Origin of the sequence: Streptosporangium sp. G11, assembly GCF_051192615.1 — a bacterium.
In the GTDB taxonomy this organism is placed as follows: Bacteria; Actinomycetota; Actinomycetes; order Streptosporangiales; family Streptosporangiaceae; genus Streptosporangium.
The window spans coordinates 54,150-74,030 of record NZ_JBPJUQ010000020.1; the positions used below are offsets into that span (position 1 = coordinate 54,150).

11 protein-coding genes are annotated in these 19,881 nt (G+C 70.0%); 7 read left to right on the forward strand and 4 right to left on the reverse strand.

Annotated elements, in window-relative coordinates; translation table 11 throughout:
• Positions 1–26: 26 nt before the first annotated feature.
• From ACSDR0_RS20380 to ACSDR0_RS20395, 4 genes are all read right to left on the reverse strand, one after another.
• On the reverse strand, positions 27–3,161 hold the full coding sequence (locus ACSDR0_RS20380; protein ID WP_435290429.1) for a M14 family zinc carboxypeptidase: 3,135 nt from the start codon (positions 3,159–3,161) through the stop codon (positions 27–29).
• Between the two features lie 316 nt (positions 3,162–3,477).
• Positions 3,478–4,665: a ThuA domain-containing protein gene (locus tag ACSDR0_RS20385; protein ID WP_435290430.1), complete on the reverse strand. Its 1,188-nt coding sequence runs from the start codon at positions 4,663–4,665 to the stop codon at positions 3,478–3,480.
• The gene (locus tag ACSDR0_RS20390) at positions 4,658–7,525 is read right to left on the reverse strand and encodes a PQQ-dependent sugar dehydrogenase (protein WP_435290431.1); all 2,868 of its coding nucleotides are present in this window, start codon (positions 7,523–7,525) and stop codon (positions 4,658–4,660) included. The genes ACSDR0_RS20385 and ACSDR0_RS20390 overlap by 8 nt, the downstream gene beginning before the upstream one ends.
• Before the next feature lie 702 nt (positions 7,526–8,227).
• On the reverse strand, positions 8,228–9,406 hold the full coding sequence (locus ACSDR0_RS20395; protein WP_435290432.1) for a helix-turn-helix domain-containing protein: 1,179 nt from the start codon (positions 9,404–9,406) through the stop codon (positions 8,228–8,230).
• Positions 9,407–9,572: 166 nt separating this feature from the next.
• Between ACSDR0_RS20395 and ACSDR0_RS20400 the strand changes: the two genes are divergently transcribed.
• The 7 genes from ACSDR0_RS20400 to ACSDR0_RS20430 all read left to right on the forward strand — a co-directional run bounded on the left by ACSDR0_RS20400 (position 9,573) and on the right by ACSDR0_RS20430 (position 19,881).
• Positions 9,573–10,691 carry a hypothetical protein gene (locus tag ACSDR0_RS20400; protein WP_435290433.1) on the forward strand — a complete coding sequence of 373 codons (1,119 nt, stop codon included), beginning with the start codon at positions 9,573–9,575 and terminating at the stop codon, positions 10,689–10,691.
• Positions 10,692–10,927: 236 nt separating this feature from the next.
• A complete protein-coding gene (locus ACSDR0_RS20405) occupies positions 10,928–11,878 on the forward strand; it encodes a hypothetical protein (protein WP_435290434.1) in 951 nt (316 codons plus the stop codon).
• A 906-nt stretch (positions 11,879–12,784) separates the two neighbouring features.
• A complete protein-coding gene (locus ACSDR0_RS20410; RefSeq protein ID WP_435290435.1) occupies positions 12,785–13,066 on the forward strand; it encodes a CU044_2847 family protein in 282 nt (93 codons plus the stop codon).
• Complete coding sequence (locus tag ACSDR0_RS20415; protein WP_435290436.1) at positions 13,063–13,998, forward strand: AAA family ATPase; 936 nt, start codon at positions 13,063–13,065, stop codon at positions 13,996–13,998. Before ACSDR0_RS20410 ends, ACSDR0_RS20415 begins: the two co-directional genes overlap by 4 nt.
• Complete coding sequence (locus tag ACSDR0_RS20420) at positions 13,995–15,755, forward strand: hypothetical protein (protein WP_435290437.1); 1,761 nt, start codon at positions 13,995–13,997, stop codon at positions 15,753–15,755. The genes ACSDR0_RS20415 and ACSDR0_RS20420 overlap by 4 nt, the downstream gene beginning before the upstream one ends.
• Before the next feature lie 5 nt (positions 15,756–15,760).
• Positions 15,761–17,089: a CHAT domain-containing protein gene (locus ACSDR0_RS20425; RefSeq protein ID WP_435290501.1), complete on the forward strand. Its 1,329-nt coding sequence runs from the start codon at positions 15,761–15,763 to the stop codon at positions 17,087–17,089.
• Positions 17,086–19,881: a trypsin-like serine peptidase gene (locus ACSDR0_RS20430; protein WP_435290438.1), complete on the forward strand. Its 2,796-nt coding sequence runs from the start codon at positions 17,086–17,088 to the stop codon at positions 19,879–19,881. Before ACSDR0_RS20425 ends, ACSDR0_RS20430 begins: the two co-directional genes overlap by 4 nt.

The window sequence follows — 19,881 nt, forward strand, 5'->3', positions numbered from 1 at the left end:
ACCCGGTTACCGGCGGGACGGCCCGGTTACCCGATCAGGTGTTTCATGATCTTCTTGATGGTGGCGGCGCGCTCGGCGGGGCTGGCCACCTGCTCCAGGCCGAAGCCGAGGAACACGGAGTCCTTCGTCGAGACGGCCGCCGTCTTGTCGGCCTGGGCCCTGGCGAAGTCACCGGCGCCCACCGGGCTGCCCGGGGGCGGTCCGGGGATCGCCCAGGCGCCGAGACCGGACTCGAAGCCCTCGGCGCTAAGCTGGCCGCCGGTGGTGGTGATCCTGGTGTCGTCCACGAACGCGCCGACGCCGCCGGTGCCGGGGTCGGTCACGTAGCTGATCGACACCTCGACCTGCTGGCCCGCGTACGCGGACAGGTCGAAGGCCACCTGCTGCCAGCCGCCGGAGTCGCCGGTGAAGGCGTTCCAGGAACCGCTGGTCCCGGTCGGCGTGCAGGGGTTGCCCGGCGTCAGGTAGCGCAGCAGCCACGGGTGCTCGTCCAGCAGGAAGCCGGCCTCGCACTCGGCCGGGACGTCGGTGGCGGTGCCGCCGTTGAGGTCGGGCAGGGTCGTCCAGTTGTCCTGGCCGACCGTGTGCGCCTCGACGATGACGTTGTCGTAGCCCTGCTCGGTGTTGTACGAGAGCTGGAACTGGAGCTTGGGCTGCTGCGCGGCGGGGACGGCCGCCAGGTCGATCGTGCGCGTCAGCCTCTTGTACGCGTCGTCGGTGTGCGGGCCCGCCACGTACCAGTCACCCTCGGCCGGGTCGAACGGGCCGGTCGCCCCGAGGTAGTCGGCCGAGGCCGAGCTCTTGAACTGCGGGAACTGCGCGGGTGGCAGCGTGTCGCTGGTCACCAGCAGGCTGCCCGCCTCGTCCAGCGGGTTGTCGGCGACCGCCGGGCCGCCGAAGGTCCCGCTCGTGCCGTTCAGCCCGGGACCGGTGCCGGTGAACCCGGTCGGCCCGACGCGCGGGTTGCGACCGTAGACGCCGAGGTAGTACTGGGCGAAGTCGTCGGCGAGGATGAGGCACTCCTCGAAGAAGCCGTCCTGGGAGGTGATGACGCAGTCGGAGTCCGGCGCGCCGTCCAGGCCGTAGTAGATGCCGCCGAGGCTGGTACCGAAGAAGCCGAAGTACGCGGCGGTCTCCCCGGTGTAGAGCAGCTTGCCTCCCTCGTTGAGGTAGTCGCGGACGGAGACGGTCAGGTCCTGCTGCTGCCGCTTGACGTCCATGTCGGGAAGGGGGCCGAACGGGGTCTCGGTCTCCACGTCCTGGGCGTCCATCGCGAGCCGGTCGTCACCGAGATACCAGGCCACCGCCTTGAAGTGGCCGAGTACCCCGAGGTGGTGCGGCACGCCCTGGGCGTCGACGTCCCACGTCTCCGAGGAGTATCCGGCGGTCTGCAGCGCCTGCCTGTACTGCGCGGCGTACTTCGGCGCGGTCACCGACGCCGGGTAGTCCGGGTTGAAGCCGGTGTAGTCCTCGTTCGCCACGACGAGCACCTTGGCGTTGGACTTCTTCTCCAGCTTGTACGTGAAGTGCTGGCTCTCCACGGTCCCGGTGCCGGGCTTGTGGCCGGTGAACCAGACCTCGACCTTGTCCCCCGGTCTGGCACCCTCCACCTTGGAGCGGTACTCGGCGAAGTACAGGTCGTTCTCGTCGCCGTACCGCTCGCCGCCGTTCCACTCGCTGAGCCCGCGCAGGCGCACGGGGCCGCCGTTGATCCGGAAACGCAGCTGCTTGGTCAGCAGGGAGCGCCGCATGGTCACGGCCACCGGCTGCGGGTCGCCGTACGAGACGGTGAAGCTGTCGGGCCGGAAGTCGGGGACCGTGCGGCCCACCGGGGAGACCGGGGTGTCGGGGGTCTTCACGGACTTGGCGAGGTCGACCGCGAGCGGGATGTTCTTGGCGAACTCCGCCTGGATCAGGGCCTCGCTGTCGGGGAAGGTGAAGCCCAGGCCGCCCGCGCAGTCGGCGAGCGTCCACTCGTCGTCCGGGACGCTCTCGACCGCCACCTCGCAGGTGGTCATCTCCGGCGTGATCGTCAGCGCGTCGTGCTTGTTGGTCATGTGACCGTCGGTCTCGCCGTTGGTCGTGTAGAGCTCGGCGCCGATGTCGGGGTCGTAGCCGGGTACGGCGGGCGTCGCGTCGTCACCGAGCAGCGCCTCGAAGATGAGGTCGTCGGGAGAGGGGGTGGCCTGCTGCCAGCCGATGCCGTACAGCAGCAGCTGGGCGGCCGAGTGGTAGTTGACGATGTAGGTGAAGCCGATCCGCTTGGCGAGGTTGTCGACGGCCTTGGTCTCGGGCTCCGACTGCGCGCTCGGACCCCGGTAGGTCTGGCTGGCCGGGTTCTCCGAGGAACCCTCGTTGTCGTAGCCCCACTTGTAGGCGAAGTTACGGTTCAGGTCGACGCCGTCGGCGCTGGTGGTCTGCCCGTCGCCGTTGTTGTCGCGGAGGTTCTTGCGCCAGAGGCGGTTGTCGCCGGTGAAGCTGTAGTCGTAGCCGTCGGGGTTGGCCACGGGGACGAACCAGATCTCGATGTTGTCGATCAGCTGGGTGATCTCGGGGTTGGTGCCGTAGCCGTTCAGATAGTGGAGCAGGAGCCTGCGGTTCATCTCCGGGGTGATCCACTCGCGGGCGTGCTGGGCGGACATGTAGAGCACGGCCTTGCGCGCCCCGTCCTTGAGCTGCCGCGCGTTCTTGGTCACCTTGATCGCGGTGAGCGGCTGCCCCTTGACCGTGGTGCCGAGGTCGACGACCTTGGCGATGTTCGGCTTGGCGTTCGCCGCGTTGACGATCTGCTCGCGGATGCCTCCGGCGCCGCTGTACGGCTTGAAGACGCCGTCCCCCTTGGCCGCCTGCCTGCTCGCCGCCGCGGACTGCTGGACCTTCAGGCCGAGGCCCGCCTTGCGGAGCTGCTCGGCCTGGGCCGCGCCGAGGACCGCCTCGACGCTGACCTTCTTGCCGTTCGCGGACTTGGTGATCCGCAGTTCCTCGCGGTCGACGCCCGACTTCAGCAGCGCGTCCAGCTGCTGCGGGGTGAGCTCGCCGACGTAGACGTGTATTCCGTCGTCACCGGCGGGTGGATCGGGCACCGCCGCCGCGGGCGTGCTCACGATCAAGCCCAGGAGCAGGACCGCGATTGCGAGAATGGCTAATCTCGCACGTTTCATTGCAACCTCCGTACATCCCCCGAAAGACAGGAATGCCCGAAATCTGCGGGAAAGCCGGACCGGAGTCAACGTCAATCCTCGCCAGCTTTTCGCTCTGGCCGCATGTGGTCAGAGCGGGCTCGGGTCTTCCGGAATCACAAGGGACGTGCAAGGTACGCGAGCGCCCCGGAGACGACCCCCCGGAGACGCGGAGAATCCCGGACCGGCGAACCGGCCCGGGATTCTCGTCACTGGGAACCACTGAGAACCACTGAGAACCGCTGGGAACCGCTGGGAACCGCTGGGAACCGCTGGGAACACTCGGCGCCCTGGTGGCCTACCTGCCGTAGACCTCCAGCTCCCACAGGGAGTAGCCGTACGGGGTAGCCCGCTGGGTGCCGTACACCCTCACGTAACGGGCACTGGTCGCGGTGAAGGTCACGTCGTCCACGCCGCCGTCACCGGCGGTCGTGGCGTGAACCTGCGTCCAGGTCGTGCCGTTGGCCGAGGTCTCGATCCGGTACGCCCTGCCGTAGGCGGCCTCCCACTGCAGCTTCACCCGGCTGACCTGCTTGGCCGAACCCAGGTCCACCGAGATCCACTGCGGGTCCGAGAAGGCCGACGACCAGCGGGTGCCGCCGTTGCCGTCCACCGCGTTGCTCCCGACGAACGACCCGTTCTCCGTGGAGGAGGTCGTGACCGGACGCCCGGACGACAGCAGGACGATACCCGGGCTCGGCGTGGGCGTCGGGGTGGGCGTCGGGGTCGGGCTGGTCCCGCAGTTGCCCGGGGCGACCCCGGCCGCGTAGCGGAGCCCGCCGTACAGGTGCGCCCGGAAGTTCGGCTCGGTGTAGGAGGCGATGGTGTGACCGAGACCGGTGTACCAGGCCCGGCCGCCCTGGTAGGCCTTGCACCAGGCGATCGGGTGGTCGGCTCCCATCGACCCGCCGGAGTAGGTCGACTCGTCCAGCGTGGCGAGCACGTGGGCGGTGGAGCGGGGGTTGGTGCGGTAGTTGTACAGCTCGTCGGTGCGCACCCAGGCCGCCGGAAGGTGGGCCGTCGAGGGGTGCGAGTTGTCCTCCACCCGTACGGTCGCCTGCTGGATGGCGGGGTGGGAGGAGAAGTAGGCGCCGACGAGGCCGCCGTAGAAGGGCCAGTCGTACTCGGTGTCGGCGGCGGCGTGGACGCCGACGTATCCGCCACCGCCCGCGATGTAGGACTCGAACGCCGTCTGCTGCGTGGCGTTGAGCACGTCGCCGGTGGTCAGCAGGAAGACGACCGCCCGGTACTGGGCCAGGTTGGCCGTGGTGAAGGCGCCGGCGTCCTCGCTGGCGTCGACGGTGAAGCCGTTCTCGGTCGCCAGCCCGCGCAGCGCGGTGATGCCCGCCGGGATGGCGTCGTGCCGGAACCCGGCCGTCTTGGAGAAGACCAGAACCTTGTACGCCGGGTCGGCGGCCAAGGCCGGAGCACCCAGACCGATCATGACGACGAACAACGCGGTGACGACCGCGATGATGTTACGCACCGTAAACCTCCAGTTCCCACAGGGAGTAGCCGTACTGCGTGGCCCGCTGGGTGCCGTACACCCTCACGTAGCGGGCACTGGTCGCGGTGAAGGTCACGTCGTCCACGCCGCCGTCACCGGCGGTCGTGGCGTGAACCTGCGTCCAGGTCGTGCCGTTGGTCGAGGTCTCGATCCGGTACGCCGTACCGTAGGCGGCCTCCCACTGCAGCTTCACCCGGTTCACCTGCTTGGCCGAACCCAGGTCCACCGAGATCCACTGCGGATCCGAGAACGCCGACGACCAGCGCGTACCGAGGTTGCCGTCCACCGCGTTGGACCCCGCGGAGGCGGCGTTCTCCGTCGAGGACGCGGTGACCGGGCGCCCCGCCGACAGCAGCGTGCCTGTGGGCGGCGGGCCCGTACCGGTGGTCAGGGTGAAGTCGTCCACGTCGAACAGCGAGCCCGTCCCCCCGGCGAAGACCAGGAAGAGCTTGGTGGTCCCGGCCGGCGCGTTCGTCAAGGTGGCGGAGACGTCGACGAACGTCTCCCACCCGCCGGTCGGTGCCACGGTGGCGGTGCCCAGCAGGGCCCCGGTCGCCGAACCCGCCCTGACCTGGATCGTCCCGCCGACCCCGCCGGAGGAGACCCGGGCGGTGAACCCGGTGACGCCGCTCAGGACGTAGGGGTCGAAGGAGATCCAGTCGCCGTTCTCGATGCTGCCCACGGTCTTCGCCCCGTGCGCGGTCGGCTTGTCGTACTGGGCGACGCCCTGGGAGGTGGTGTAGTGCTCGGCCTGCCGGTTCCTCGGCTGGGTGACGTGCTGGGTGTGGGTGGTGAGCCCGCCGGCGTCGGTGTACTCGGCGTCCCAGACCCCGAACAGGTTGGCGGCCCCGTCGTGCTCGCCGTTGCCAGGCGTCTGGATCGTGCCCGAGCAGCCGTTGGCGGTGGCCATCGGGTGCCCGTGGGTGTCGTGACCGAGGATGTAGGTCATCTTCACCTTCGTGCAGTCGATCGTCGCGTCCTCCGCGTCGGTGACCGTGATCCGGTACGGCACGGCGTCGTTGAAACCGAACACCTGCCCGTTGAGCGGGAGGTCGATCCTCACGACGGGTGCGGTGTTACCGACGTTGATCTCGATGTTGGCCGTCGCGATGTTGCCGGTGCCGTCCCTGACGGTCAGCGTGACGATCCGCCTGCCGTCGGTGGTGTAGGTGTGGGTGGGGTTGGCCGCGGTGGAGGTGGCGCCGTCGCCGAACGCCCAGGAGTAGGTGAGCGCGTCGCCGTCCGGGTCGGAGCTGCCCGCCGAGGAGAACGCCACGGTCAGCGGCGCCTTCCCGGAGACCTTGTCCGAGGTGGCCCTGGCGATGGGCGCACGCCCGCCGGTCCCGATGTGCTCGATGCGGTACAGCGCCGAGTCCTGGTTGCCGTTGAACCAGCCGGTGCCGTAGTCGAGCACGTAGAGGGCGCCGTCGGGGCCGAACGCCATGTCCATCACCAGCTTGCCCGACCAGGGGAAGGGCTGGATGGTGCCCCGGGTGCCGTTGGCGTTGACCTCGATGTCCTTGATCCACTGACGCTGGAGCTCACCGGCGAGGAAGTGCCCGTCGAGCGACTGCGGGAACTTGACCGGCGAGTTCAGCGCGGCGGAGTAGCGGTAGACGACGCCGCCCATCGGCGACTCGGCGCCGCAGCCGAACTCCGGAACCAGGGTGCAGCCGTCGTAGGTGATCCAGGCGGCCTTGGCCGAGGGCAGCTTGACCAGGCCGGTGTTCTTGCGCGAGGTGTTCTCGGGACCGCCCGCGCAGTCGTACTTCGCGCCGATCGTCGAGGTGGCGTAGTCGTAGCGGGCGTAGGTCTCGGCCGGGGTGTTGTTGCCGGTGCAGTACGGCCAGCCGAAGAAGCCCGGCCCGGTGATCCGGTTGAACTCGACCTGCCCGCCGGGCCCGCGGGGACCGGCGGTGCCTGCGTCGGGGCCGTAGTCGCCGAGGTAGACGACGCCGGTGGCCTTGTCGACGCTCATGCGGAACGGGTTGCGAAAGCCCATCGCGTAGATCTCGGGACGGGTGTTCGCGGTTCCCGGGGCGAACATGTTCCCGGCCGGGATCGAGTAGGACCCGTCGGCGTTGACCTTGATGCGGAGCACCTTGCCACGCAGGTCGTTGGTGTTGGCGGCGCCGCGCTGCGCGTCGAGCGCGGGGTTGCGGTTCGGCCTGTCGTCCAGGGGGGCGTAGCCGTCGTTGAACCCGGGCTCGCTGTCGTCGCCGGTGGTCAGGTAGAGGTTGCCCGCGGCGTCGAAGTCGATGTCACCACCGACGTGGCAGCAGGCGCCACGACTGGCCCTGACCTCCAGCACGCTCTTCTCGCTCGCGAGGTCGAGCGTGCCGTCGACGTTCAGCCTGAAGCGCGAGAGCCGGTTGACGCCGTCGAAACGCGCGAACTCCGCCGGGGTTCCGTCGGGCGGGGAACCGTTCGGCGGTGTGGACAGCGGCGGCGCGTAGTAGAGGTAGATGAACCGGTTCGTGATGAAGCCGGGGTCGACGCCGATGCCCTGCATGCCCTCCTCGTCGTTGAAGTAGACGGAGAGCTTGCCCGACACCTTGGTGTTCCCGGCGGCGTCGGTGATCCGGACCGTGCCGTCACGGGCGGTGTGCAGGACGGAGCGGTCGGGCAGCACCGCCATCGTCATGGGCTCTCCCACCTCGGCGACACCCTTGGCCAGCGTGACCTGCTGGAACTTGGTGGGGTCGACGGGCGGGGCGGCGGCGGTCGCTGTGGTGGTCGCGGCGGTGGTCTGTGTGCTTGTCGCGGCGGTGGTCGCTGTGGTGGTCGCTGTGGCCGGGAGCGGGTACAGGAGAGCGGTGACGGTGAGGAGAGCGGTCAAGGGTGGTAACCATCGGCGGAGCGAGGCCATGGGCGAGACTCCAGGTCTCTGTGGGGGGTGGACCGGTGGTCAGGGTCTCGGGGCAGGGGTCCGGGGTCCCCGAAGGGGGACACCGGGGAAAATCTGAGGGAGCGCTCTCCCAACCCGAGATTGCTCTTGCTCGACAATCCTTGTCAAGGGGCTGTTTAACCTGACGGAAACAGCCCGCACACCCCGGGCGAACACCGGGTGCGCCTCAGGGAACGCTCCCCGATGGCGTATTGCACCGTGACAATGGCCCCTGACCTGCCCGAACCGGGAGCTCCTCGAGGAAGCGCTTTCCCCCTCCTCTCCGGTCAACCGCCGAGACGAACCGGCTCCACGGTGCCCCGTCATTGACAGGAAACGCGGGCGCGACCATCCTTTGGCGGGGAGCGCTCTCTTCATGATCGCAAACTCATCGACGGCGCGGCGTGCGGAACGGGGCGGCCTCCACGAACGTTCGGCGTCTTCACGAACGCTCCATACCTCCACGGACACGCGACGCCTCCACGGAGACTCGACGCCCTCACGGACGCTCGGCGCCTCCACAGGGATTCGTCCCCTCACGAACGCTCGGCACCTCCACGCACACGCGACACCTCCGCGCCGCTGCGGGCCACGCCGAGGAAGAGATCCGGCTGAGCGGGGCGCCCTCAGCCGGATACACGATGCGCCGGCCGGTCAGTCCGGTGCCGTGGTGTCCGGGGCGGGAACGTCGTTCCTGAGGTTGACCGGCCGGTGAGCCCGGAACTGGTCGCCCGGTTTCAACCCGTGTTCGACGACGCGGTGGTCGGTGCCGTAGCCGGAGCGCTGCTGGTAGGCCCAGTAGGAGGTGCGTCCCGCGTTGGCCCACCGGTCGAAGATGACCACCGCGCGGGCCGTGTTGCCGCCCACCGGGTCGATGACGAGGTCACCCTGGAGCAGCTCGGTCATCTTGATACGGCGGCTGAAGTTCGGTGAGGCCAGGCTGATCGTGTTGGGGCCCGGCCTCGGGAGCCCGAGGGTCATGGAGACGTAGCCGGAGCCGTCGGTCCGGTAGCCGCCGTACGTCTTGAACTGGCTGTAGGGCACGCGCCGTGCGGTGGCCGGACGCCAGCTCCTGGCGCGGCCGATCACCCCGGCCCGGTCGACGGCCGGTTTCGCCGATGCGGTGACACCGCCCGCGGGACTGCCGAGGACCGACCCCGCCGGTCCGGCGCCATGGCCCGCCCCGTTTTCGAAAGCCGATCCGCTGAGCATGACACCGGCGGCCACCCCGACGGACAGGCCCAGCGCGGTCCCGATCAGGAACCGCCGCCGCGGACGGCTCGTCGGCCGGCGCGCTGCGGGCGCGTCGGCCTCCTTACCGTCCCTGGACCCCTTACCGTCCCCGGACCGCTTCTCGCCCCCGGGCTCTTTCTCGCCCCCGGACACCTCTCCCGCCTTGGCCGCTTCCCCGTCGCGGAGCCCCGCCCCCTCCTCCGGCCCTTCTCCCTCTTTGGGAGTCCCGTTCCCGGACCGCTCCGCCGGGGAGGTTTCCGCGCTCACCTCCGGAGGCCGCTCACCCACCTCCGGGATGCCCGCCATCCGCCGAGCCTGTTCGGCCGCCTCCCACAACTCACGAAACCGGTTCTCGTCCTCCCGGCACAGCCGGGCGAGCCCTTCCACGGCGTCAAGGGGGATCCACGTGTCCCCGGCGAGCCATCGCCCCCAGGACGATCGGCTCGCGTGGGTCGCCTGCTCCAGTGCTCGCAGATCGAGCCCCGCCCGTTCCTTGAGGGCCCTCAGTTCCCGCAAAAGAACGCGGGTCGGCTCGGGCAGATCGTCGGGCAGCGGACGCTGTCGTCGGCTCCGGCTCGTGTTCTCGATTCCATTCACCACGGTGATTCGTCCCAACCTTGTCCCAGCGGCCTGAGTCATCGCAGGTCATATCGTCACAGTGGGACCTATTGTCCCAACTTCACCAATTTCACGATGTGTTTCAGGAATTTCCTGCCAGCGTGTGTCCCGCCAACCGAACGATCAATGGCAGGGACAAGGAGAGCACATGCCCTCGAACCGAAGCTCCTGGATCACGGCGGGAAACCTGGCGCTCATCACGGTGATCGCCTGCGGAGGAGGCCTCGTACCCGCGACATCCGCACAGGCGGCGAGCACCCTCACCGGCCCACTGGCGAAGGCGATCCCGACGCCCGCACCTACTCCCACTCCCACCCCCACGACGACGTCCGCACCCGTACCGGAGGAGGACGAGACCGAGTCGTCCCCGGAGCCGGATGAGGAGGCGCAGACGCTGGCCGCGGCCGCCGCGGCACCGATCACCCGCTCGAAGATGATCGCGCGGGCCAAGACCTGGAAGCCCGGCACCGCGCAGCGCATCCCCTACAGCCAGACCAAGAAGCACGGCGGCTACCGGACCGACTGCTCCGGCTACGCCTCCATGGCACTCGGCCTCGGCAAGCCCGGACAGATCACCGTCGGGCTGGCCAAGAGCGCCTACAGCCGTCCCATCAAGATGTCCCAGCTGCTCAGGGGCGACCTGGTCATCGACGCCATCGGCAGCAACACCACCCGGCACGTCGTCATCTTCGACCGGTGGGCCAACGCGGGACGCACCTCGTACTGGGCCTACGAGCAGCGCGGCGGCTACGGGACGGACTACCGGACGCGCAACTACGGGCTGGCGGCGAAGAGCCAGTACAAGGCGTACCGGGCGTTGAACATCCGCGACGACGCGCCGCCGCCCACCACGGTCACCCGCGCCCAGGTGATCGCGCGGGCCAAAACCTGGAAGCCCGCCACCGCGCAACGCGTCCCCTACAGCCAGACCAAAAAGCTCGGCGGCTACCGGACCGACGGCTCCGGCTACGTCTCCATGACCCTCGGCCTCGCCAAACCCGGACCGATCACAACCGCCCTGGCCACCAGCACCCACACCCGCCCCATCAAGATGACCGACCTGCTCCAGGGCGACCTCGTCATCGACCCCGTCGGCGGCAACACCGCACGACAGGCCCTCATCTTCGACCGATGGGCCGACGCCAAACGCACCTCCTACTGGGCCTACCAGCAGCGTTCCGGCTACGGCACCGACCACCGCGTCGTCAAGCACGGCCTGACCTCCGGCACCCAGTTCCGCGCCTACCGGCCGGTGAGGATCCGCTAGTGCACCGGTCATGGCTCCGCACCGAACCGTCAGGGCCGAGCCCGGACAGCCTGACCGGCCCGGGTGGTCCGGGCACATCGGCCGATCCTGCCGGATCGACCGGTCCAGGCGAGTCGGGCGCATCGAACACACCGAACGCACCGGACGGTCTGACCCGCTCGGGCGGTCTGACCGGTCTGTACGGTCCGTACGGCCTGAGCGGTCCGGGCGGGATCGCGGGAGCGCTCCTCCTCGCGATGGCCGTGGGAGTGAACGTCCTCGGCACACCCGCGGCCGTGGCCGCCCCCCTGCCGACCGCTCCCTGCGGTGGCGGACAAGTGACGGCGGGCGACACGGAGCTGGCCGCCGCTCTCAACGGCCGGCTGACGATGAAGATGCGCGGTTACATGGACGGCTACCGCGTCTCCTGCGCCCGGGTGGTGGTCGGGGCGGTCCGCGCCCGCGGGCTGCCCCGGGAGGCGGCGGTGATCGCGATCACCACCGCCATCGTCGAAACGGGCGTGCGGAACATCAACCGGGAGGTGGATCACGACAGCCTGGGCGTGTTCCAGCAGCGGGCCACCTGGGGCAGCGCCGCCCAGCGGCTGGACGTGACCTGGGCGACCGGTGCGTTCATGGACAAGATGCTCCGCAAGTATCCCGACGGGTCGTGGCGGACGGCGGTGGTGGGCGACGTCTGCCAGCGCGTGCAGGTGTCGAAGTATCCGGAGCGGTACCAGCCGCAGGCGGCGGACGGACAGGTGATCGTCTCGGCGCTGTGGCCCGTTCCCGGCGTGTCCCGCGCCCAGGTGATCGCGCGGGCCAAGACCTGGAAGCCCGCCACCGCGCAACGCGTCCCCTACAGCCAGACCAAAAAGCTCGGCGGCTACCGGACCGACGGCTCCGGCTACGTCTCCATGACCCTCGGCCTCGCCAAACCCGGACCGATCACAACCGCCCTGGCCACCAGCACCCACACCCGCCCCATCAAGATGACCGACCTGCTCCAGGGCGACCTCGTCATCGACCCCGTCGGCGGCAACACCGCACGACAGGCCCTCATCTTCGACCGATGGGCCGACGCCAAACGCACCTCCTACTGGGCCTACCAGCAGCGCCGCGACTACGGCACCGACTATCGGCGCCTGACCCACGGCCTGTCACCGGGAACCGGTTTCACCGCGTACCGGCCCCTCGCCTTCCGCTGATCCGGAACATCCACCGATCCGGAACATCCGCTGGTTCAGAGCGTGCGCTGATCCGGAACAGGAGCCGATCCGGAACAGGAGCCCGGTCACATCCGTGACCGGGCTCCTTCTCGCGTATGAGCCGGGAGGCGATCAGGATCACCGTCGCGCGCCGGGGAAACACGGTTCAAACCCGCGACCGACACTCCGATGAATGACAGATCCTGACGCGAAAGAACAGGATTCCAAAGAAAGGCGGAGCCGGCCTGAGACAGACTTTCCGGTCGTACACCCGCCGAACGGGGACGGGCTTTCCGGTCATGCGCCGACGGCACCTTCCCGGGATTTCCGGTCACACGGCGACGGAGCCGTAACGACTTTCCGGTCATGTGTCGGCGGAGGCACGGAGGTGAACGACGAGTGGCCGGCGAGCGCCGTTCTGCCCCCCTCGGCAACCGGAGCAGATTGAGATGATATTTCGTACTATTCCGCCTAAATAGCCTTATGGATCTTCGTGGCCTCACATTGGCGTGGAGTCCACTCATACCGGCGATGACCCGGCGCGGGCGGGGGTCCGGGAACCCGGCCCGGACCCCGGGGCCCACCTTGGCGAGACAGATCACGAAGGGCTCCCCCGGCGGGCAGATACATTTCATGACCTGCGATGACACAGAACGCCTGCCCCGCCTCCGCTGAATGCGGGACGTTTCATCCGAAGGCCCGGCGGCAGGAGAATCAACCGAGTCTTATTCCAAAGAAAGCACATCACCGGATATGGTGACGCACACCGGTATCTACGGCAGAATCAGTGGCCTGCCATGCGGCACAGAGGACAACATCGATCCCCGGTGAGGTTTCATGGTTGTGGTGGCGGTTCCGAATGCGTCCGGTCACGGGGCCATCCAAATCGAGATCGATGATTTGGAGATGGATGACCACTCCTCCATCTACGACGGCGACACCCGAGGTGCGCTGGAAAAGCCGCTGGTGATCAGCCGCCACCTGTTCAGCGAGGCGGTCCAGCTGGTGACCAGCTGCGCCCACGAGGTGCGGGACCAGATCGAGACCATGGCGGAGAAGGCCCGTCCCGACGAGTTCGAGATGCAGCTCGCCGTGAAGGTCGACGGCAAGGTCGGCGCGAAGATCGTGGAGTTGAGCTCGGGGGCGCAGATCATGGTGACGCTGCGCTGGAGGAAGCCGGTTTCATGACCGAGGTGCGGATTCTGCCCTACAGCCACGTCGTCGGACAGGCGGACCTGCTCCGATGCCTGGAGCTGGCCTTCGTCGCGCCGGGCATCGGCGGCGTGCTGGTCAGCGGCGAGCGCGGCACGGCCAAGTCGACCACGGTGCGGTCCTTCAGCCTCATGGCCTACGGCCGGCTTCCGGTCACGCTGCCCATCAACGCCACCGAGGACCGCGTGCTGGGCGGCTGGAGCATCGACGCGCTGATGACGGGCAGGACCGAGCGGCAGCCGGGCCTGCTGGAGGCCGCCGACAAACAGGGCCTCCTCTACATCGACGAGGTCAACCTCCTCGACGACCACCTGGTCAACATCATCCTGGACGTCACCTCGACCAACGTGCTCGTGGTCCACCGCGAAGGGCTCGACCGGCCGACGATCGCCGTCAAGTTCACGCTGGTCGGCACCATGAATCCGGAAGAGGGGTGGTTGCGCCCGCAGCTTCTTGACCGGTTCGGTCTGCTGGTGCCGGTCAGCGCCGAGACGGCCGCCGAACAGCGGCACGAGATCCTCCGCACGGTCCTGCGGTTCGAGGAGGAGATCACCAAGCCGGGCTCTCCGTGGCTGGAGAAGGGCGCCAGACAGGATCGGGAGATACGGAAGCGGCTCGACCGGGCCAGGGCGAGGGTGGGCGAGGTGGAGATGCCGGACGAGATCCTCGGCCTCTGCTCCCGGATCTCGGCGAAGTTCGAGGTGGCCGGGCACCGCGGCGAGAAGGTGATGGCACTGGCCGCCAGAGCGCGGGCGGCACTTGACGAACGCCGGATCGTCACGCCCGGCGACGTCCGCGCGGTCGCCGAGTTCGCCCTGGCGCATCGCCTTCCCGAGGCGGTGTACGGCGAGTCGATCAAGTGGACCGCCAAGGAGCGAGACCAGCTGGACACGATCATCTTGGGGTGACCATGGCCATGCCGACCGCGTCGCGAGTGCGATACGCCCTGGCGTGCGCCGCGCTCGATCCACGGCTTCGCGGGGTGCTCCTGTTCGACCTCGAGCCCGCCCTGCTGCTCGACATCGGGCACTGGCTCGGATCGCTCCTCGGGAATCCCCATCCGTACGTGCTGGGAGCGTCGGCCGTCGCGGACAGCGCGTGGATCGGGCTGTCCTCCGGGCCCACGTTCGGCGTCTCCCCCGGGCCCCTGGTCGACAGGCCCGGCACCCCTCCTCTCACCGTCCTCGTCTCCGATCTCGCGAAGCTCTCGCCCACCGGGCAGCGGGCCGCGCTCACCCTGCTGGACACCGACGTGGCCAACCTGGAGCGCGAGGGGCTCAGCGTGACCTGGGCGCCGCGGACCCGGTGGGTGGCCATCTGCGCCCGCGCCGACGTCGGCCGCGTCCCGCCGCATCTGCTCGACCGCTTCCCCCTGCGCGTCGACGCCTCCGGGCTCCCCGCGGATCTGGAACCTCCGGCGAAGAAGTGGCGCCACGTGCTGGCCGGGGGCCGGCTGGCGACCGTACCCGACGAGGTGGCCAGAGGGGTCGTCGGCCGTACCGCGGGAGGCATGGCCGGTGCGCGCCGGGACCTCGCCCTCGCCAGGATCGGCCGTGCGCTGGCGACCCTCGACGGCCGTACGCGAACCACGCACGCCGACGTCGAGCGGGCGGCGTCACTCCTGCGTCTCCCCTCCCCGCGCGACCGGGATCGCGGCGACGACTCCGGCCCCGGCGGCGGCGCCCGCGGGTGGCACGCCCCCGAGAGGGACGGGGGAGCCGGAAGGCGCGGCGGGGAGGAGCCGTCCCCCTCGGCGCGGGCGGACGTGTTCGACGTCGCGGCCCCCGCTCCCGCCCAGCCGCTCGCTCCGGGCCCCGTCTCCCCCGCCGACCCCGGCGGCGGCCCCTACCCCGAGGACGACGTCGAGCCGGAACGAGACCCGGGCTCGCTCCGCTCCCAGACCACGCGCCACTCCTCGTCACGGCCCAGCCACGGCAGATCCATCGGGTCACGACCGGGCGCCTTCGGCGACCTGGCGATCGTCGCCACCATCCTCGGCGCCGCTCCCCTGCAGGCCCGGCGGTGCGAGGACCACTACTCGCGCCCGCCGCACCCCCTGCACCTGATCCCGCCGGACCTGAGGGTCCATCGCCGAGGCGCCGACCCGGCCAGGCTCCTGGTCCTCGTCCTGGACCACACGTGCAGGGCGGGCTGGAACTGGCTCGACGCCCTGGCCCCCTACCTGCAGTGGGCCTACACCGGCAGGGCCGGCGTCTCCGTGATCGAGGTCGGCGCGGCGGGCGTCGCCAACGAGCTCCGCGCCCAGCGGTTCAACGCGTCCAGCCTGCTCGACCCGCGGGTCGTACGGGCCCTGGAACGGCCCGTCGGCCGCTGCACCCCGCTCGCGCACGGGCTCGACCTGGCCGTCGAGACGCTGCGCCACCGGCTCCACCTGGGGAGGGTGCCGGCCGACGACGTGCTGCTCGTCATCGTCACCGACGGGCGCGGCAACATCCCGTTGCGCGCGAGCGCGACGGGCGAGCTGCCCGACCGCGTCGGCAGGGAGGGAGTGGAGGACGCGCTGGCGATGGCACGGGAACTGAGCAGGATGAAACGGATCCACGCCGTCGTCCTCGATCCCGGGCCCCGGCCGGGCGCGGCCCTGACCCGCGCGCTGGCCGAGGCCTGCGGCGCCCGGCTTCAGCAGGGCGGTGAGCCGCGGTGACCGGAATGCCGAACAGGCTGCGCAGGGCGCTGCTCAACGGCGGGCGTCCCTTCAACCCGCGCGCCGCCGGACCGACGCGCGCGCAGGCTCCCTCGCAGGGGAATCCCGGGGCGGCGGAGGCCCGGGTTCCACCGGCCGCCGGCCCCGGGACGGAGGCCGCCGAGATGGCCGCCCTCCCCCCGTCCGCCCTCCCCCCGGGCCCCGTCGACCCCACCGCCGCCCTGCCTCCCAGGACCGCCCGCCTGAACGTGTGGCGGGAGAGCGGCACCGGCGGCGAGAGTTACGGGCTCGCGGGGATCTGCTGCTGCGGCATCTCGCTCACCTACCAGCGGCAGCCGCAGCAGGTGAAGCCTTCCAGGCTGACCCTGGGAGACCTCATTCACGGCGGCGACGGCGGGGAGTCCCCGACCAAGACGTTCCTGCGCCTCATGAGCTGGTCCAAGGACGCCAGCGAGGGCCTCAAGCGCTTTCTCTCCGCGATCCGCCGGGCGCACGGCGACGACGTCCGTATGATCATCGAGGATGTCACGGGCTACGGCCTTCCCTGGGAGTTACTGCGGCACCGCGACAAGGACCTGGCCGGCGAGTGGCTGGGCGCGCTGTTCCCGATCGCCCGCTCGATGGGGACACCGCCCGCGGCGGTGACCAGATGCACCGGCGAGATCCTCGCCTATGTCGCTCCCGACATGGCGGACGACCGTGCCCTGCTGGATCGGTTCCGGATGACCACCAGAGACGTCACCCTGAAAGGCCTGCTGAACCTCCTGGACGCGGAGGGCGACCCCGTCTCGCTGGTCTACGTGGCCTGCCACGGAAGATACGGGAGGACCGGCACCCCCACCTCCGGAGCCGAGATCAAGCTCATCGAGGGCTCTCGCGGCTCGAAGCGCGGGATCAGCCTCCGCGAGGTCCACGCGCACGACCTGCTCCGCCTGGAACAGGCCGGCGGGCTCGTCTTCCTCAACGCCTGTCACTCCGCCAGGGAAAGGGTCGACCCCGACCTCGACAACACCACGCTGCGCAGCTTCGCCAGGATCTTCCTCGACGCGGGGGCCTCCGGGTTCATCGGGACCATGGGAGAGGTCGGCCGGGAGCACGGGTACGACCTGGCGAAGAGCCTGCTCGACGCGTTCATCGAGGACCCCGACACGCCCGTGGTCGTGGCCCTGCGCGACTATCGGAGAAAGGCCGCGGCCCCGATCGTGGGCGTTCCCGGTGAGGACGACGACGAGGCCGCCGCGCAGCTGCTCCCGTTCTTCTACGCCTTCATGTACGCGTACTTCGGAAGCCCGGAGACCACCCTGAGGCCGACGCCGCGCGAGAAGGCCCGGTGAGTCCGCCCACCATCCAGCTGGAGCCGCTGGTCAGCTGGCCCCGGAGCATGACGGTGGGCCAGGAGTACCTGGTCACGGTGGACCTCAGGCTCGCGCGTCCCGGCGACGAGTGGCCGTACCGGGAGGAGGAGTTCGCCTTCAGCTGCATGCTCGACGGCGGGGAGCGGATCGCCGTCGAGTCGGTGGACGACATCTCGGTGATCCTCCACCGGTTCGGTGGCACGTACGGGCCCGTCCGGTTCGTCGTGACCGCGCGGGGAGAGGCCGGGGAGCACGAGCTTCGCCTCAGCCTCAGCACCCAGAGGGGCGTCACCGTCAGGACCGACACCCTGCGCGTGCGTGTCGTCGCGCCCGCGTCCGGCGAGGAGGATCGTCACCTCGATCTCCAGGCCCTGCCAGGGAACCCCTGGCCTGGGAGCCGGTCGAGGAGGGATAGGACCTGGATCGCCGCGATCCATCGGGGAGACGACCCGAGGCCGGTGGGCGCCGGAGTGCTCGTGGGCGAGAACCGGCTGCTGACCTGCGCCCACACCGTCCTGGCCGGTCACCGGGCCACGGACCGGTTGTGGGTGACCTTCCCCGGGGCGAACGCGCCGACACGCCGGTACGGCGCCTCGGTGGTCTCCATGGCGGTGGGCTCGGGACCTTCGGGTGTGATGCCGGGAACACCTCCGGGCGACCTGGCGGTCCTGATTCTCACGGAGCGCCCCCCGCCCGAGGTGGCCGCGGCGCCCATCCGGCTGGACGAGGTGGACGACCTGGTGGGGCGGCGGTGGTCGGTGGTGGGCGCGCCCGACGACAGGGGCCGGAGCGTGATCGTCAAGGGGGTCATGGACCCCGCTCCCGCTCGCGGGAGCGTCACGCTGACCACCGACCCCGGCCATCGGCTGAGTCCCGGCCTCAGCGGCGCCGCGGTGTGGTCGCCGGGCTACGGAGCCGTCGTCGGAATGGTCACGGAGGTCGGCGGGCAGGGCGGCGGGGTGGCGATCACGATGCGAGAGGTGAACGCGCTGCTTCCCGGACAGCTGTCCGAGCCGCGTGGAAGGAGACCGCGCGGCCAGGACCGGAGGAGTCTCCTGACCCCGGCGGCGCGCACCGGCGTCGCGCCGGACCACGACGACGGCGTCCCGCCGCGTGCCGACCCCGAGCCGCCGGACGACCCGCTGGGCGACCAGGCCCGGCAACCCGCTCCCGTCCGGCGGGAGCGGGCAGACGTGATCTTCGCCATCGAGATGTCCGGGAGGGAGGAGGCCGTCCTGCGACGCCGGCAGCTGGCGGCGGCCACGATCGAACAGCTGGCGGCCAGATACCCCGGCGAGGTGAACGTGGCCATCGTCGGCTACACCTACCACGACTACAACCGCCGCGGCGACGGGCGCCGGCCGGTGGTCACCGGATCCTGGCTGGAACCCGCGGAGAACGCCCTGGCCTCACTGGCGGGTCTGAAATCGGCGACGGCGGGCTTCCCCGGGGCCGCGCCCCTGGAAGACGCCCTGCATCACATCGATCACCGCCTCCCTCTCGACGGGCCGGGCCGTCCCGTCGTCCTGCTGGTGCTGGCGGGACAACCACCCCATCCGGCCAGGGCCAGCCGGGACGCGGCGCTCCCGTGCCCGAACCGCTACGACCACCGGAAGCTGACCGACCGGCTCGCCGAACGCGGGGTGCGCCTCATGGCCGTCACCGACGACGCCCCCGGCCGGGCGTCCCCGCACCTGCGACGGGTCGGCGCCGACCACTCCGTGGAACTGCGGCGGGCCGACCCCGCCGCCCTCGTGGACGCGATGGCCATACAGCACGCCGCACCCGCCGAGAGACCGGCGCCCACGCGCAGGATAACGGCCGAGCACGGTCCGGCACCCGAACCCGGCCGGTTCGTGCGCCGCATCGGGCTGCTGGGCCCCGCGGGCAGCGGTAAGAGGGTCTTTCTCGGCGCGCTCAACGTGGGGCTCCTGGGCCACGACTCCGGCATGTCGCTGCTGGGGGCCGACAGTGCCGCGGCCGGGCGGCTCATGGAACTCACCGACGCGCTCGTACGGAAACGCAGGTTTCCCCTGACGAGCGTCAGCCTGGATGACACGGAGCTGATGGTCCTGGGAAGCCGGCTGTCCCGGGGCTTCCTGGGGATGGGGCGCCGCGAGACCGGTGTCCGCCTCCACATCGGCGTCATGGACACCTCCGGCGGGCCGCGCGAGGACATGGCACGATGGCTGGCCGACTGCGACGACCTGATCTATCTCTACGACCCCCTCCGCGAGTCGGTGTGGGAAGACTCCTCCGGTTTTTTCCTGAGCACGCTGCCGCAACTCGGTCTTCCCCTCGACGCGACCGGCCGCCTGCCGCACCGTCTCGCGGTGTGCGTGACCAAGTTCGACGAGGTCAGGGTGCTGGAGACGGCGAAGCGGCTGGGGCTGCTGACGACCGACCCCGAGGATCCCTTCGGGTTCCCCCGGGTGGCCTACGAGGACGCGAAGGAGCTGTTCCAGCAGCTGTGCGGCTTCTCGACCGGTGAGGCCACGAGCATGTTGCCGAACGCCATAGGCCGTTTCTTCCACGCACACCGGACCAAATACTTCGTGACCTCGTCGATCGGCTTCTACCTCAACCCCGTGAACAGGCTTTTCAACATGAACGACTACCAGAATCTCGTTCCGGTGGCGTCCGGTCCCGCGGGCGGTCAGGCGGACTTCCCCAGGGAGTCCGGAACCGAGCCCGGCGGCGCGGTCCGGATACGCGGCACGGTGAATCCGATCAACGTCGTGGAGCCGTTCCTCTGGCTGGCACAGCCGTGA